The sequence below is a fragment of the Agrobacterium sp. BT-220-3 genome (genome assembly GCF_025910175.1).
In the GTDB taxonomy this organism is placed as follows: Bacteria; Pseudomonadota; Alphaproteobacteria; order Rhizobiales; family Rhizobiaceae; genus Agrobacterium; species Agrobacterium oryzihabitans.
This window is the reverse complement of the sequence record NZ_JAPAIX010000001.1, coordinates 1,065,083-1,079,736: the sequence shown is the minus strand read 5'-3', so window position 1 is coordinate 1,079,736 and position 14,654 is coordinate 1,065,083. Positions and strand designations below refer to the sequence as shown.

General features: G+C 59.7%; 14 protein-coding genes. 8 read left to right on the top strand and 6 right to left on the bottom strand.

Translation table 11 applies throughout. The features are described 5' to 3' along the window. Window positions 1-5 precede the first annotated feature (5 nt). Together OK142_RS05530 and relB are read right to left on the bottom strand one after the other, a co-directional pair. Window positions 6-275 (bottom strand): type II toxin-antitoxin system RelE family toxin, encoded by a 270-nt coding sequence (locus OK142_RS05530; protein ID WP_498681510.1) that lies wholly within the window; start codon window positions 273-275, stop codon window positions 6-8. Continuing rightward, complete coding sequence (gene relB / locus OK142_RS05525; RefSeq protein ID WP_003494062.1) at window positions 259-486, bottom strand: type II toxin-antitoxin system RelB family antitoxin; 228 nt, start codon at window positions 484-486, stop codon at window positions 259-261. Before relB ends, OK142_RS05530 begins: the two co-directional genes overlap by 17 nt. Window positions 487-642: 156 nt before the next feature. Between relB and hisS the strand changes: the two genes are divergently transcribed. From hisS to hisG, 4 genes are read left to right on the top strand one after another with little or no spacing between them, the layout of a single operon-like run. Continuing rightward, window positions 643-2,229 carry a histidine--tRNA ligase gene (hisS, locus tag OK142_RS05520; RefSeq protein WP_498681508.1) on the top strand — a complete coding sequence of 529 codons (1,587 nt, stop codon included), beginning with the start codon at window positions 643-645 and terminating at the stop codon, window positions 2,227-2,229. 4 nt (window positions 2,230-2,233) lie between these two features. After that, window positions 2,234-2,602: a VOC family protein gene (locus OK142_RS05515; RefSeq protein ID WP_498681506.1), complete on the top strand. Its 369-nt coding sequence runs from the start codon at window positions 2,234-2,236 to the stop codon at window positions 2,600-2,602. A gap of 17 nt (window positions 2,603-2,619) precedes the next feature. Next, complete coding sequence (locus OK142_RS05510) at window positions 2,620-3,747, top strand: ATP phosphoribosyltransferase regulatory subunit (RefSeq protein ID WP_498681741.1); 1,128 nt, start codon at window positions 2,620-2,622, stop codon at window positions 3,745-3,747. Further along, window positions 3,744-4,436, top strand: coding sequence for an ATP phosphoribosyltransferase (gene hisG, locus OK142_RS05505; protein ID WP_020812640.1), 693 nt, complete (start codon window positions 3,744-3,746; stop codon window positions 4,434-4,436). The genes OK142_RS05510 and hisG overlap by 4 nt, the downstream gene beginning before the upstream one ends. Window positions 4,437-4,499: 63 nt before the next feature. On the opposite strand, the gene OK142_RS05500 is transcribed toward hisG, so the two are convergent. The 4 genes from OK142_RS05500 to groES all read right to left on the bottom strand — a co-directional run bounded on the left by OK142_RS05500 (window position 4,500) and on the right by groES (window position 8,279). Then, window positions 4,500-4,946 carry a DoxX family protein gene (locus OK142_RS05500; protein WP_003494073.1) on the bottom strand — a complete coding sequence of 149 codons (447 nt, stop codon included), beginning with the start codon at window positions 4,944-4,946 and terminating at the stop codon, window positions 4,500-4,502. A gap of 154 nt (window positions 4,947-5,100) precedes the next feature. After that, the gene (locus tag OK142_RS05495) at window positions 5,101-5,535 is read right to left on the bottom strand and encodes a hypothetical protein (protein WP_035242017.1); all 435 of its coding nucleotides are present in this window, start codon (window positions 5,533-5,535) and stop codon (window positions 5,101-5,103) included. 738 nt (window positions 5,536-6,273) lie between these two features. Then, the gene (gene groL / locus OK142_RS05490; RefSeq protein ID WP_003494079.1) at window positions 6,274-7,908 is read right to left on the bottom strand and encodes a chaperonin GroEL; all 1,635 of its coding nucleotides are present in this window, start codon (window positions 7,906-7,908) and stop codon (window positions 6,274-6,276) included. 74 nt (window positions 7,909-7,982) lie between these two features. After that, complete coding sequence (gene groES / locus OK142_RS05485) at window positions 7,983-8,279, bottom strand: co-chaperone GroES (protein WP_003494080.1); 297 nt, start codon at window positions 8,277-8,279, stop codon at window positions 7,983-7,985. A 454-nt stretch (window positions 8,280-8,733) separates the two neighbouring features. On the opposite strand from groES, the gene OK142_RS05480 reads away from it, so the two are divergent. From OK142_RS05480 to OK142_RS05465, 4 genes are all read left to right on the top strand, one after another. Beyond that, window positions 8,734-9,582: a TIGR01459 family HAD-type hydrolase gene (locus tag OK142_RS05480; protein WP_003494082.1), complete on the top strand. Its 849-nt coding sequence runs from the start codon at window positions 8,734-8,736 to the stop codon at window positions 9,580-9,582. A 42-nt stretch (window positions 9,583-9,624) separates the two neighbouring features. Then, window positions 9,625-10,605: a bifunctional riboflavin kinase/FAD synthetase gene (locus OK142_RS05475; protein ID WP_137037167.1), complete on the top strand. Its 981-nt coding sequence runs from the start codon at window positions 9,625-9,627 to the stop codon at window positions 10,603-10,605. A 280-nt stretch (window positions 10,606-10,885) separates the two neighbouring features. Next, on the top strand, window positions 10,886-13,870 hold the full coding sequence (gene ileS, locus OK142_RS05470; RefSeq protein ID WP_498681503.1) for an isoleucine--tRNA ligase: 2,985 nt from the start codon (window positions 10,886-10,888) through the stop codon (window positions 13,868-13,870). 142 nt (window positions 13,871-14,012) lie between these two features. Continuing rightward, window positions 14,013-14,651: a hypothetical protein gene (locus tag OK142_RS05465; RefSeq protein ID WP_313612324.1), complete on the top strand. Its 639-nt coding sequence runs from the start codon at window positions 14,013-14,015 to the stop codon at window positions 14,649-14,651. Window positions 14,652-14,654 lie beyond the last annotated feature (3 nt).

Sequence of the window (14,654 nt, the reverse complement as noted above, 5' to 3'; positions counted from 1 at the left end):
AATGCCTAACGGTAAATTTCGCGGCGATGGCCGATTTCGACCACCAGCACGACAAGCTTGTGATCCTGTATATCGCAGATGATGCGGTAATCGCCCACCCGGTAGCGCCAGAAATTTCCGAGTTCGGAGCCTTGCAGGGCGGAACCTGTCTGACGGGGATCGTCGAGCACCGCCAATCTTTCTTGGAGAAAGGCGCGGATTCTCCGGCGTATTTCCGGATTTAACTTGCTCATCTCTTTCTGGACAAGTGTGTGGTACTCAATTGTCCAGATCACGCCAGAACTCCTCGGCGCTTATCACCTTTGCTTCGCCACGCTGGATTTGTCGCACTGCCTCTTCGGCGAGATAGAGATCTTCCATATCCTCGATATGTTTCTCGATCGCCTCGCGGATGTAAAAAGCGGATGTGCGGCCGGTGCGCGCAGACAGCGCTTTCAGCCGTTCATAGGTCTCGTCCGGCAGGCGGATGGCCGTCTGTTTGCTCATGGGTCGCGTCCTTCTCGATCAGAATTGGGATACATGTATCCCATATAGCACCGCTTGGATGCGCCGGCCAGCAGAACTGAGCCTTTGCGGCTTGCCGCACAGGGCTTCATCCTCTAATACACCGGCATAATTTCAGGAAAATATCGGATCGGCATCATGAGCGAAAAAGCAAAAAAGCCTCAGAAACTGAAAGCCCGCCTGCCGCGCGGCTTCGTGGATCGCTCGGTTGCCGATATTCATGCCGTGAATGAGATGATCGAGAAGATCCGCAGGGTCTACGAGCTTTACGGCTTCGATCCGGTGGAAACCCCGTTGTTCGAATATACCGATGCGCTGGGCAAGTTCCTGCCCGATAGCGACCGCCCGAATGAGGGCGTGTTCTCGCTGCAGGACGATGACGACCAATGGATGAGCCTGCGCTACGATCTGACCGCGCCGCTTGCCCGCCATGTCGCGGAAAATTTCAACGAAATCCAGCTGCCATACCGCACCTACCGCGCCGGTTATGTCTTCCGCAATGAAAAGCCCGGCCCCGGCCGCTTCCGGCAGTTCATGCAGTTCGATGCCGATACGGTGGGCGCCGCCGGCGTGCAGGCCGATGCCGAAATGTGCATGATGATGGCCGATACACTGGAAGCGCTCGGCATTCAGCGTGGCGATTACGTCGTCCGCGTCAACAACCGCAAGGTGCTTGATGGCGTGATGGAAGCCATCGGCCTCGGCGGTGAGGACAATGTCGGTCGTCGCCTCAATGTTTTGCGCGCCATCGATAAGCTCGACAAGTTCGGTCCTGAAGGCGTGAAGCTGTTGCTTGGTCCCGGCCGCAAGGACGAGTCCGGTGATTTCACCAAGGGCGCGGGGCTGGATGCCGAAGACATCACACTTCTGATTGGTTTCCTTCAGTCCACAGTAAGCATTGGAAGTCATCAGATAGCGTACGAGAATAGCGATCAGAGCGTTGATACAAAGCTGATGCCTCACGCGATGTTTCCATACGACGGCAACCGCTTGATTTCGAATGAACGCTTTTCTGAGGGAATCGCGGAGTTGTCCACGATCCGGAGTATAATTTACTCTGCTGGTTACGGCTCCGATCGCATCAAGATAGACCCCTCCGTCGTGCGTGGCCTCGAATACTACACCGGCCCCGTCTACGAGGCCGAGCTGAGCTTCGACGTCACCAATGAAAAGGGTGAAAAGGTCGTGTTCGGGTCCGTTGGCGGCGGCGGGCGTTATGATGGCCTCGTCTCGCGCTTCATGGGCCAGCCGGTTCCGGCAACGGGCTTCTCCATCGGCGTTTCGCGCCTGATGACCGCCCTCAAAAACCTCGGCAAGCTCGGTCAGGTCAAGCCGCTGGCGCCTGTTCTGATCACTGTCATGGACGGTGACGTGGAGAGTATGGGCCGTTACCAGCGCTTCACGCAGGCGCTGCGCAATGAGGGCATCCGCGCCGAAATGTACCAGGGCAACTGGAAGAAATTCGGCAACCAGCTGAAATATGCCGATCGTCTCGGTTCCCCCATCGCCATCATTCAGGGCGGTGACGAGCGGGCAGAAGGTGTGGTGCAGATCAAGGATCTGATCGAAGGCAAGCGCCTCTCCGGCGAGATCGAGGACAATGCCAGCTGGCGCGAGGCGCGTGTGGCGCAGGTCACCGTGCTGGAGGCGGATCTGGTGGCGAAGGTCCGCGAGATTCTCGAGCATCAGGCAGAGGACGTTCGCCGCGCCGCCGAAGGGCGTTAAGGCCATGGCGATCGTCGCGCTCGACCATGTTCAACTGGCGATGCCGGCGGGCCGTGAGGATGAGGCGCGCTCTTTTTATGGCGGCCTGCTCGGCTTTGCGGAGCAGGCCAAGCCCGCCAATCTCGCCGCGCGCGGCGGGTGCTGGTTCAGCCGGGGTTCGATAAAACTGCATCTCGGCGTCGAGCAGGATTTCCGCCCGGCGAAGAAAGCCCATCCGGCCTTTCTGGTCGATGATCTGGCGATCTTGCGAAAAACACTTGAAACTGCGGGCTGCCATGTGGTTGAGGATGAGCCGCTTGAAGGATATCACCGGTTTTATGTCCATGATCCCTTCGGAAACCGCATCGAAATGATGCAGCCGCTCGAACCGTGACGAAAAGTACCGTTTCCATGCCCCTGATCGACATGCCGGAATTTTCCGGAGAGCTACTGGAAGAATTCGCCGCGCGCCGCACGAGCCGCGTGAACACGCCGGTCATCCAGCCCGCCGAACCCTTTCTGGATATGGCGGGCGAAGATTTGCGACGCCGTATTTTCATGACGGAGAGCGAGACGGGCGAGAGCCTGTGCCTGCGCCCGGAATTCACCATTCCCGTCTGCCTGCGCCATATCGAGACGGCGACCGGTACGCCGAAGCGTTATTCCTATCTGGGCGAGGTCTTCCGCCAGCGCCGTGAGGGTGCGAACGAATTTTATCAGGCTGGCATCGAGGATCTTGGCGACACCGATATCGCCGCCGCCGATGCCCGCGCCGTGATCGACGCAACCGCTATCCTGAAACGGTTGCTGCCCGGCCGTTCACTCTCCGTCACGCTGGGAGACCAGCAGGTGTTCGAAGCGGTCGTCGCAGCTCTCGGCCTGCCGCTCGGCTGGCAGAAGCGGCTGGTGCAGGCCTTTGGCGATATGGCGCAGCTGGACGCGTTGCTGGAAAGCCTCGTGCATCCCAAACCCATGACCGGCCTCGACGCGCGGGTCGCCGGCCTTCTGGCCACAGGCGAAGAGGCGGTGCTGGTCGATTATCTCGACGCGGTGATGCAGGAAACCGGCTATTCCACCAATGCCAGCCGCTCACCGCAGGAAATTGCCCGCCGCCTGCGGGAAAAGCTGGCGCTTGCCGCCACGCGGCTGCCGGATGAGAGCTTCGAGCTGCTCAAGCAGTTCCTGGCCCTGCAGGCGCCCTTGCCGCAGGCATCGCAAATTCTGGCTGACTTCGCCGCAAAGGCGAAACTGAAACTGGATGGCGCGCTTTCCGCCTTCGATAAACGCGTCGCAGCGCTTGCCAATGCCGGTGTCGATCTCGAAACCGTCACCTATGGCGCGGCCTTCGGTCGTCCGCTCGATTATTATACCGGCCTCGTTTTCGAGGTGGTGGAAGCGGGCGGAGACAGCGTGCTGGCCGGTGGCGGCCGTTTCGACCGGCTGCTGACCCTGCTCGGCGCACAGGAAAAAATCCCGGCCGTGGGCTTTTCGCTCTGGCTGGATCGCATCGAAACGGTGCGCGGGAGCGACAAGCCATGATCACCATCGCATTGCCCTCCAAGGGCCGGATGAAGGAAGACGCCTCCGCCGTTCTGGAACGCGCCGGGCTGAAAGTCGCGGCCGTCGGCAATGACCGCTCCTATCGCGGCCGCATCGAAGGGCGCGACGATATCGAGATCGCCTATCTCTCGGCCTCCGAGATCGCCCGCGAGATCGGCGCCGGTACGGTGGATTTCGGCGTGACGGGAGAGGACCTTGTGCGCGAGGGACTAACCAATGCCGATGCGCAGGTGGAGTTCTGCGCCCGCCTCGGTTTCGGCCATGCGGATGTCGTTGTCGCCGTGCCTGAAATCTGGCTGGATGTGGACAGCATGGCCGATCTCGGCGATGTCGCTTCGGAATTCCGCGCCCGCCATGGCCGCAGGCTCGCCATCGCCACCAAATATTGGCGTCTGACTCAGCAGTTCTTTTCGCGCCAGCACGGCATTCAGCTTTATCGCATCGTCGAAAGCCTTGGCGCGACCGAGGGTGCGCCGGCGGCGGGGCAGGCGGATATCATCGTCGATATCACCTCGACCGGCTCGACGCTGAAGGCCAACCACCTGAAAATTCTCTCTGACGGCATCATCGTCCGTTCGGAAGCCTGCTTTGTGCGTGCCCGCAAGCCGGAACACGAAGGCGATGCGGCGGTTCAGGAGATCGCCTCGCGCATAAGGGCCGCGGTCTGACCACGTAAAACAAAAAGCCGCCGGAGCGATCCGGCGGCTTTTTTATTGGTCAATCCATTTGGCTTATGCGTGGGCCACAGCCGCGCCGCGTCTTGCGTCGACGGAGTAGGCGCCGGGGCCGAAGGCGGCAAGCAGGATGTAGGCGCCGGCAAGGGTGATGTTCTTCACCATCATGATGCCGTTCAGCGTGTTGATCCAGCCAAGAGCCGGCTCAGGCCAGCCGGGAACGGCAACGGTGCCGCTGTGGAACACCAGACCGGTGAAGACGCAGAAGACGGCAAGCGCCCAGGCGGCGATCCTGGTCTGGAAACCAGTGAGAATGGCAAGGCCGGCAACGAGTTCGAACAGGCCCGCAATATAGGCAAGCGCGGTTGCGGCGGGCAGGCCGGCGCCCGTGATCATGCCGGCCGTACCGGCTGGATCGACGAGCTTGCTGAAGCCTGAAGAGATGAAGATGAAGGAAAGCAGAATGCGGGCGATGAGAACGAGAACGTTCTGGCTGCTGGACATGGAAATCTCCGGTAATTGATCGGCGTGTCGCCGGTTAAGCTGCAGGGCAATGTCTGGAGATATCAATGGCCGAAAATTACTCGCTCATAAAGATGAACAAGAGGAGACGAATTGTCGTCATTTTGTGAACGATGGCAAGCCTTCGGCAAGTTGTTCAGGCGGCGAAGCGAATATCTTCGAAACGCGGAAACAGGAAGAGCCCGGAAATCCGCCCTTGCCGGTCGTCCTCGAAACCGGCGGATTCACCCATGCAGATGACGGGCTGTCGCATCGCCGGCAGGATGAAGAGGTTGGTGGAAAAGCAGAATCGTGAGGGTGCGGTGGAGGCCTGCTCGAAAAGCTCCAGCACGCGGGCATGGTCGCTGCGATCGTAACAGCGGACAAGGCTGAGCAGACCGCACTCGCCGGGCGGCAGGCCGTGCATGAAGGAGGCCTGTTCGCCGAGCCGGATGACGCCGCTTGAAAGGTCGCTACTCCACTCCTCCGAAATGAAGAAATTGGACAGGGTTCGGGGATCGGGCGTGGTCGTCACGGCCGCAGGCAGAGCATCGTTGCGTCTTGATATTTCGAACAAATCGCGCCCCCGCATGAACATCGTACCAGCACCGCAATTTCAAGCGTCGCTGCCAGGTTGAACTTCCACCGCCACCCGCAGTCGAACGTGTTAGCCAGGCATCGAACCCCTTCAATGCTTGCGTTCCGTCGCGGCACCCTTACGGGGGCTGACTTATAGTTTATTTTCTCTTACCCACAACAACCTGTCAGAGAGAAAATCAAAAATATTATGTATTCCTTCATCGCAATCGCGAAATATATGAAAAAAGACAACTATGTGTCGAACTTATAAGCCGGCAAGGGCGAAACTCCGCCCCATATGCGATTGCGATTCGCTCTTTGGGCTGTCCTATTATTGCATGCGCTTCCAAAAACAAGCCGGCTAAGGTCGATCCTGTCCCAAAAAGAGACAATATTTTTAGCCCGCATCGGCCAGGTTGCAATATCCTGCGGATTTGGCGTCGCCGGTTCCCCCCGCGGCAAAGAAAAAAGGCGATCCGGAGACCGCCCTTTCTTATTCCAGAGACAGGATTGATTGGGAGTCCATGCCGCCTGTCTGGTGCGCTTGCGACGCCAGACCACCAAGATGGCATGGGCGGCAAAGAAAAAGGGCGATCCGAAGACCGCCCTTTCTTGTTCCAGAGACAGGAATGATTGGAAGTCCATGCCGCCCGTCTGGTGCGCTTGCGAGTCAGACCACCAAGATGGCATGGGCGGCAAAGAAAAAGGGCGATCCGAAGACCGCCCTTTCTTATTCCAGAGACAGGACTGATTAGAAGTCCATGCCGCCCATGCCGCCGCCAGGCATCTGGGGCATTGCCGATTCCTTCTTCGGAAGTTCGGCGATCATGGCTTCGGTGGTGATCAGCAGCGAAGCAACCGAAGCTGCGTTCTGCAGAGCCGTGCGAACAACCTTGACCGGGTCGACGATGCCGAGCTGGATCAGGTCGCCATATTCGCCGGTCTGGGCGTTGTAGCCGTAGTTGTCTTCGTTCTTTTCGAGGATCTTGCCAACAACGATGGAAGCTTCGTCACCAGCGTTTTCTGCGATCTGGCGAACCAGAGCCTGCAGAGCCTTGCGCACGATGTTGATGCCAGCTTCCTGGTCGTCGTTTGCACCCTTGGCGGTGATCTTCGTGGAAGAACGCAGCAGGGCAACGCCGCCGCCCGGTACGATGCCTTCCTGAACAGCAGCGCGCGTCGCGTTGAGAGCGTCGTCGATGCGGTCCTTCTTTTCCTTCACTTCAACTTCCGTCGAACCGCCAACGCGGATCACGGCAACGCCGCCAGCGAGCTTGGCAAGACGTTCCTGCAGCTTTTCGCGGTCGTAGTCGGAAGTGGTTTCTTCGATCTGCGCCTTGATCTGGGCAACGCGGCCTTCGATGTCCGACTTCTGGCCGGCACCGTCGACGATCGTGGTGTTTTCCTTGGAGATCGAAACCTTCTTCGACTTGCCGAGCATGTCGAGGGTAACGCTTTCGAGCTTGATGCCGAGGTCTTCGGAAATGACGGTACCACCGGTCAGGATGGCGATGTCTTCCAGCATGGCCTTGCGGCGGTCGCCGAAGCCAGGAGCCTTGACGGCAGCGATCTTGAGGCCGCCACGCAGCTTGTTGACGACGAGCGTTGCAAGAGCTTCGCCTTCGACGTCTTCGGCGATGATGACGAGCGGCTTGCCGGTCTGAACGACAGCTTCGAGAACAGGCAGCATGGCCTGGAGGTTCGAAAGCTTCTTTTCGTGCAGAAGGATGTAGGCGTCTTCGAGGTCCGCAACCATCTTTTCCGGGTTGGTCACGAAGTAGGGCGACAGGTAGCCGCGGTCGAACTGCATGCCTTCGACGACTTCGAGTTCGGTTTCAGCGGTCTTGGCTTCTTCAACGGTGATGACGCCTTCGTTGCCGACGCGCTGCATTGCTTCAGCAATGTCGAGACCGATCTGACGCTCGCCGTTTGCGGAGATCGTGCCGACCTGAGCAACTTCTTCCGAAGTGTTGATCTTCTTGGCCTTGGCCTGAAGGTCCTTCACGACTTCTGCAACGGCCAGATCGATGCCGCGCTTCAGGTCCATCGGGTTCATGCCGGCAGCAACTGCCTTTGCACCTTCGCGAACGATCGCCTGGGCCAGAACCGTTGCGGTGGTGGTGCCGTCACCGGCGATGTCGTTGGTCTTGGAAGCGACTTCGCGAACGAGCTGTGCGCCCATGTTCTCGAACTTGTCTTCCAGTTCGATTTCCTTGGCGACCGAAACGCCGTCCTTGGTGATGCGCGGAGCGCCGAAGGACTTGTCGATTACGACGTTACGACCCTTCGGGCCGAGGGTGACCTTCACTGCATCAGCGAGAATGTCGACGCCCTTGAGCATCTTTTCGCGCGCTGTGCGGCCGAATTTGACTTCTTTGGCTGCCATTTTCAAAACTCCTGGTTTCGAACGGCCGGACCGGGTCCGGCTTGAAATTTACGGAAACGATGGGTCCGGCGAAATCAGCCGATGATACCCATGATGTCGGCTTCCTTCATGATCAGAAGGTCTTCGCCGTCGAGCTTGACTTCAGTGCCCGACCACTTGCCGAACAGGACGCGATCGCCAACCTTGACGTCGAGAGCGACGACCTTGCCGGCCTCGTCACGTGCGCCGGAACCGACGGCGACGATTTCGCCTTCCTGCGGCTTTTCCTTGGCGGTATCGGGAATGATGATGCCGCCCTTGGTCTTTGCTTCGGATTCAACGCGACGAACGACGACGCGATCATGAAGCGGGCGGAAATTGGTGCTTGTCATTGCCTAATCCCTCGATCAAATGACTTCAGGAACCTTTTGGAGGTTCACGTGATGGGTGTTAGCACTCCCCTTGTTGGAGTGCCAGCGAGACCGAGATAAGGAGGCGTTCTACCTGAGTCAAGAACGCGCCGTCGGAAAAATTTTATGCGCTATGGTTATCAGCGTTCCATGACAGAAATTTCCCATGCTTGGGAGAAGTCATAAAACTCCACATCGTGAGCTTGGACGGCGCGAAAAGTCGCCGCCGTCATCCTCGGGCTTGTCCCGAGGATCTGCCAACGCATTGATTTTCTCGACGTGTTTAGATCCTCGGGACAAGCCCGAGGATGACGGCGAGTGTGAGGCGGCATTCCGTTCGGGCCGAAGCCCCGCTCGATACCGCTTTTTTTCTTGCCATCGGCGTCCCGCTTTGCGATGTGACGCACACCCTTTTCTCGCATCCGGAAAGCATATCATGGCCCATCGCATTCTCACCCTCGGCGAAATCACTGATGGGTTCGACGTTATTCTTTCGGATGTCTGGGGCGTGCTGCACAATGGTGTCAGCGCCTTTCCCCATGCGGCGGTTGCACTGCACGAAGCGCGCAAGGCCGGCAAGACGGTGGTGCTCATCACCAATTCGCCGCGTCCAGCCCCCGGTGTCATTGCCCAGCTTCGCGTGCTCGGCGTGCCGGATGAGGCCTATGACCGCATCATCACCTCCGGCGACGTTACCCGCGGCCTGATCGCCGAAGGTCCGAAGAAAGTCTTCCTGCTTGGCCCGGAGCGGGACATGCCGCTGCTCGAAGGTCTCGATGTCGAACGGGTGGGCGAGGCGGAAGCGCAATCCGTCGTCTGCACCGGTTTCTTCGACGACGAGACGGAAACCCCCGAGGATTATACCGAGATGCTCAAGGGCTTCATCGCCCGCGGCGCGCCGATGATCTGCGCCAATCCCGATCTGGTGGTGGAGCGCGGCGAGCGCATCATTCCCTGCGCCGGTGCCATGGCCGCCTATTATGAACAGCTCGGCGGCGAAGTCCGCATTGCCGGCAAGCCGCATGCGCCGATCTATGAAGCCTGCCTTGCGGCAGCCAAAGAAGTGCGCGGCTCCTTCCCGAAGGATCGCGTGCTCGCCATTGGCGATGGCATGCCGACGGATGTGAAGGGCGCGATTGCGAGCGGCCTCAACCTTCTTTATATCAGCGGCGGCATTCACGCCGCCGAATATACGCTGAACGGCCACACGGACGAGGCGCTTCTGAACGCCTATCTGAAGGGGCAGGGTGCTGCTCCCGGCTGGTGGATGCCCCGTCTTGCTTAAAGGGCGTCTGGCTTAAGCTGGCGCAAAAATGGATCGACTGCCATGACCGTCTTTCATCGCAACGAAAAAAAAGAGCCGCTGCCGGAAGCTCTTCGCGGCGGCGTGATCGCGATCGGTAATTTCGATGGTGTGCATCGCGGCCACCGCGCCGTTCTGGACCGTGCGCTGGAACTGGCCGAGGCGCGTGGCGTGCCCGCGCTGGTTCTGACCTTCGAGCCGCATCCTCGTTCCGTGTTCCGCCCCGAAACGCCGGTCTTCCGCCTCACCCCCGCACCGTTGAAGGCGCGCATTCTCGAAGCCATCGGTTTCCGCTCCGTCATCGAATACCCCTTCGACAGGGAATTCTCGCAGCGTTCGGCGGAAGAATTCGTCAAGTCCATTCTGGTCGACTGGCTGGGCGCCAGCGCCGTCGTCACCGGCTTTGATTTTCACTTCGGTAAAGGTCGCGAAGGCGGCCCGGCATTTCTGATGGCGGCCGGCAAGCGCCACGGTTTCGATGTGACGCTGGTGGATGCCTTCCGCGACGAGGGCTCGGATGTCGTTTCCTCCAGCCGCATCCGCTCGCATTTGTGCGAAGGCGATGTGGCGGGTGCGGCCGGATTGCTGGGTTACCGCTTCACTGTGGAAAGCGAAGTCATCGGCGGCCAGAAGCTTGGGCGCACATTGGGTTATCCGACAGCCAACATGGCGCTGGCACCTGAAACGGAACTGAAGGCGGGCATCTATGCCGTACGGTTCCGCCGTCCCGATGGTTCGATCCGAGATGGTGTCGCAAGTTTCGGCTACCGCCCGACGGTGACCGAAAACGGCGCGGCGCTGCTCGAAACCTATGTGTTCGATTTCTCCGGCGATCTCTACGGCGAAGTATGTTCGGTGTCCTTCTTCGGACACTTGCGTGACGAGCTGAAATTCGACGGCCTGGAACCGCTGGTCGCGCAGATCAGGCGCGATGAGGAAGAGGCGAGGGCGATGCTCTCAGGCGTGCGGCCGCTGAGCGAAGTTGATGAGAAGATCGCGTTTTGAGCGCGCAGGGCCGGTCAGCCCGTATTCCGGCCCATTTTACTGTCGCTTTTCTCTTCCTTTTTGCTGGAAAACCGCATAAACAACCGGCCATGTCCCAATACCGGTTGATGTTTAAAAATCAGATTGGCCGAATTATTGGCCCGGCCTTCCGCCCGCTCTGAAGAGCCGGAAGGTCCGGGATTTTGGCGCTTGTCATGGCATTTGTGACGGTGCTTTCCGAATTTGCCCTCTTTGAAATTGAGACGGCGCGACCGATACGGCGCGCAACAACGGTACAATTATGAGCGACACCGCAGAAAAATTCGACTATTCCGCCACCCTCTATCTGCCGCAGACGGATTTTCCGATGCGCGCCGGTCTGCCGCAGAAGGAACCGGAAACGGTGAAGCGCTGGCAGGAGATGGGCCTCTACAGACGCCTGCGCGCTTCCGCCGCCGGCCGCGAAAAATTCGTGCTGCATGATGGCCCGCCCTATGCCAACGGCAACATCCACATCGGCCATGCGCTCAACAAGATCCTGAAGGACGTCATCACCCGCTCGTTCCAGATGCGCGGTTACGACGCCAATTACGTTCCGGGCTGGGATTGCCACGGCCTGCCGATCGAATGGAAGATCGAGGAAGCCTATCGCGCCAAGGGCAAGAACAAGGACGAAGTTCCGGTCAACGAATTCCGCAAGGAATGCCGTGACTTCGCGGCCGGCTGGATCAAGGTTCAGTCGGAAGAGTTCAAGCGCCTCGGCATCGAAGGCGACTTTGAAAACCCCTATACGACGATGAACTTCCACGCCGAAGCCCGCATCGCCGGCGAACTCCTGAAGATCGCCCGCACCGGCCAGCTTTATCGCGGCTCGAAGCCCATCATGTGGTCGGTGGTCGAGCGCACGGCGCTGGCGGAAGCCGAAGTCGAATATGCCGATGTCGAGAGCGACATGATCTGGGTGAAATTCCCAATCCGCTTTATGCCTGATGCGATTTCGCTGCCTGTGGGCAGTCGGCTTCCTGAGGAATATGTTGCACGAGCGGCTAAACTTGGCGCGTCGCTTTCTCCAGACCTCGCGGGAGCCTCTGTAGTTATTTGGACAACCACGCCTTGGACTATCCCCGGCAACCGTGCAGTCGCATTTTCCTCGCGTGTTTCTTACGGTCTTTATGAAGTGGAAAGCGCACAGAACGATTTTGGCCCGCAACCGGGTGAAAAGCTGATCTTTGCGAAGAAACTTGCCGAAGAGGCTGCAGCCAAGGCGAAGCTGACTTTCAAATATGTGAGAGATGTGACAGCGCAAGAGCTGGCAGGCATCACCTGTGCCCACCCGCTCGCCGAATTGGGTTACAACTTCGATGTCCCGCTTCTCGATGGCGATCACGTTACCGACGATGCCGGTACGGGCTTCGTGCATACAGCGCCGAGCCATGGCCGTGAGGACTTTGACGTCTGGACCGCGCATCAGCGTGAGCTGGAAGCGCGCGGCGTGTCGCCGGCCATCCCGTTCCCGGTCGGCGACGACGGCTTCTACACCGAGGACGCCCCCGGTTTCGGCCCGTCCGCCGAAGGCGGTGCTGCCCGTGTGATGGACGACAACGGCAAGAAGGGCGATGCGAACGAGCGTGTCATCAAGGCGCTGATCGCGGAAAACAACCTGTTTGCCCGAGGCCGTCTGAAGCACAGCTATCCGCATAGCTGGCGCTCCAAAAAGCCGGTCATCTTCCGCAACACGCCGCAATGGTTCGTCTATATGGACAAGGAACTGGGCGACGGTACGACGCTGCGTTCGCGCTCGCTGAGCGCCATCGATGACACCCGTTTCGTTCCGGCCTCCGGCCAGAACCGCCTGCGCGCCATGATCGAAGGCCGGCCCGACTGGGTTCTGTCGCGCCAGCGCAGCTGGGGCGTGCCGATCGCCGTCTTCGCCGACGAAAAGGGCGAAGTCCTGGTCGATGAGGCCGTCAACGCCCGCATCATCGAGGCCTTCGAGGCTGAAGGTGCGGATGCCTGGTTTGCCGAAGGCGCCAAGGAACGCTTCCTCGGCAATGACCACGACCACGCCAGATGGCTGCAGGTCATGGATATCCTCGACGTATGGTTCGACAGCGGCTGCACCCACACCTTCACGCTGGAAGACCGCCCGGACATGAAGTGGCCGGCGGATGTCTATCTCGAAGGCTCCGACCAGCATCGCGGCTGGTTCCACTCGTCGCTGCTCGAAAGCTGCGCGACGCGCGGCCGTGCGCCCTATAACGCCGTTGTCACCCATGGTTTCACCATGGATGAGAAGGGCGAGAAGATGTCCAAGTCCAAGGGCAACGTGGTTTCGCCGCAGGAAGTCATGAAGGACGCCGGCGCGGATATCCTGCGCCTGTGGGTCATGACAACCGACTATTGGGAAGACCAGCGCCTCGGCAAGGCCATCATCCAGACCAATGTCGATGCCTATCGCAAACTGCGCAACACCATCCGCTGGATGCTCGGCACCCTTGCCCATTATGAGGGCGAGGAGATCGCCTATGCCGATCTGCCGGAACTGGAAAAGCTGGTGCTGCACCGCCTGTCCGATCTGGATAAGGTTGTGCGCGAAGGTTATGACGGCTTCGAGTTCAAGAAGATCGCCCGCGCGCTGGTGGATTTTGCCAATGTCGAGCTCTCGGCCTTCTATTTCGATATCCGCAAGGACACGCTTTATTGCGACGCGCCGTCGTCGCTGAAGCGCCGGGCGTCGCTGTCGGTCATCGCCAAGCTGTTCGATTGCCTCGTCTCGTGGCTCGCGCCCATGCTGCCCTTCACCACGGAAGAAGCGTGGCTTTCGCGTTATCCGGATGCGGAATCGGTGCATCTTGTCCAGTTCCCGGACATCCCGGCGGAGTGGAAGAACGATGCGCTGGAAGCGAAGTGGGAGAAGATCCGCAAGGTTCGCACGGTCGTGACGGGCGCGCTGGAAGTCGAGCGCCGCGAAAAGCGCATCGGCTCCTCGCTTGAGGCAGCCCCTGTCGTGCATATTGCCGATGCCGACCTGCTGGCGGCGTTGAACGGGCAGGATTTCGCCGAAATCTGCATCACCTCGGCCATTTCGGTGGTGGGTGATGAAGGTCCGGCCGATGGCTTCCGCCTGCCGGAAGTCGCAAAGGTCGTGGTCGAGCAGAAGCTGGCGGAGGGTGCAAAATGCGCCCGCTCGTGGCGCATCACCACCGATGTCGGTTCCGATCCGGATTATCCGGAGGTTTCGGCCCGCGATGCGGCCGCGCTGCGCGAGCTTGCGGCCCTGGCATAATGAAAATGGCCGGATGAATTGCGCTTTGGCTCTTCATCCGGTACACCTGCCTGAAAATGGCCGGATTTGCACGGCAATGCGGGCTGCCGCCTGCCGAAAGACGATGTCTGGCGAAGTGGGACGGACGGCTGGAAGGGTTTCGATGAAGACGATGCAGGGTAATGCGCAGGGTTTGGGCATGTTTCGCACGGTTGCAGGCATCACGGCGATAGGCGTGCTGCTCGGCGCTTGCACGAGCCCGACCTACGGTACAGGCAAGACGGCGGCGGAACAGCTTGTCGACGACCTCGGCAACGCGACGTCGATCACCGGTGATCAGACCAAGCGTAACCTGAAATACAGCCCCCGCCCGGGCCTCGTCGTTCCGGCCCAGTCCCGCGCCGAACAACTGGCCGCGCCGCAGCAGAACATGGCAAGCCGTGAAAACAACCCGCAATGGGTTGAATCGCCGGAAGAGACCCGCGAACGTCTGCGCGACGAGGCGGATGCCAATAAGAATAACCCGCACTACCGCTCGCCGCTGCTCGCCGGTAACGGCACTGCCGGCCAGATGACAGAAAGCCAGAAATGGGAAGCCTTCCGCAAGGCGAAGGCCGAAGCCCAGGGCGGCTCGGTCGTTAACGCCCAGCGCAAGTTCCTCACCGATCCGCCGGCCGAATATCGCAGCGTTCCGCAGGATCAGCTGACCGATCTTGGTGAGCCGGAGCAGAAGAAGGAAAAGCGCCGCAAGAAAGAAGCGGCTGTCGCAAATACCGGCAAGAGCTGGTGGAACCCCTTCTGATAA

Bases quoted from the DNA above. Each gene is read 5' to 3' on its own strand.
- relB (WP_003494062.1), bottom strand. From the start codon at position 486: ATGAGCAAACAGACGGCCATCCGCCTGCCGGACGAGACCTATGAACGG.
- hisS (WP_498681508.1), top strand. From the start codon at position 643: ATGAGCGAAAAAGCAAAAAAGCCTCAGAAACTGAAAGCCCGCCTGCCG.
- OK142_RS05515 (WP_498681506.1), top strand. From the start codon at position 2,234: ATGGCGATCGTCGCGCTCGACCATGTTCAACTGGCGATGCCGGCGGGC.
- OK142_RS05510 (WP_498681741.1), top strand. From the start codon at position 2,620: ATGCCCCTGATCGACATGCCGGAATTTTCCGGAGAGCTACTGGAAGAA.
- hisG (WP_020812640.1), top strand. From the start codon at position 3,744: ATGATCACCATCGCATTGCCCTCCAAGGGCCGGATGAAGGAAGACGCC.
- OK142_RS05500 (WP_003494073.1), bottom strand. From the start codon at position 4,946: ATGTCCAGCAGCCAGAACGTTCTCGTTCTCATCGCCCGCATTCTGCTT.
- OK142_RS05495 (WP_035242017.1), bottom strand. From the start codon at position 5,535: ATGCGGGGGCGCGATTTGTTCGAAATATCAAGACGCAACGATGCTCTG.
- groL (WP_003494079.1), bottom strand. From the start codon at position 7,908: ATGGCAGCCAAAGAAGTCAAATTCGGCCGCACAGCGCGCGAAAAGATG.
- groES (WP_003494080.1), bottom strand. From the start codon at position 8,279: ATGACAAGCACCAATTTCCGCCCGCTTCATGATCGCGTCGTCGTTCGT.
- OK142_RS05480 (WP_003494082.1), top strand. From the start codon at position 8,734: ATGGCCCATCGCATTCTCACCCTCGGCGAAATCACTGATGGGTTCGAC.
- OK142_RS05475 (WP_137037167.1), top strand. From the start codon at position 9,625: ATGACCGTCTTTCATCGCAACGAAAAAAAAGAGCCGCTGCCGGAAGCT.
- ileS (WP_498681503.1), top strand. From the start codon at position 10,886: ATGAGCGACACCGCAGAAAAATTCGACTATTCCGCCACCCTCTATCTG.
- OK142_RS05465 (WP_313612324.1), top strand. From the start codon at position 14,013: ATGAAGACGATGCAGGGTAATGCGCAGGGTTTGGGCATGTTTCGCACG.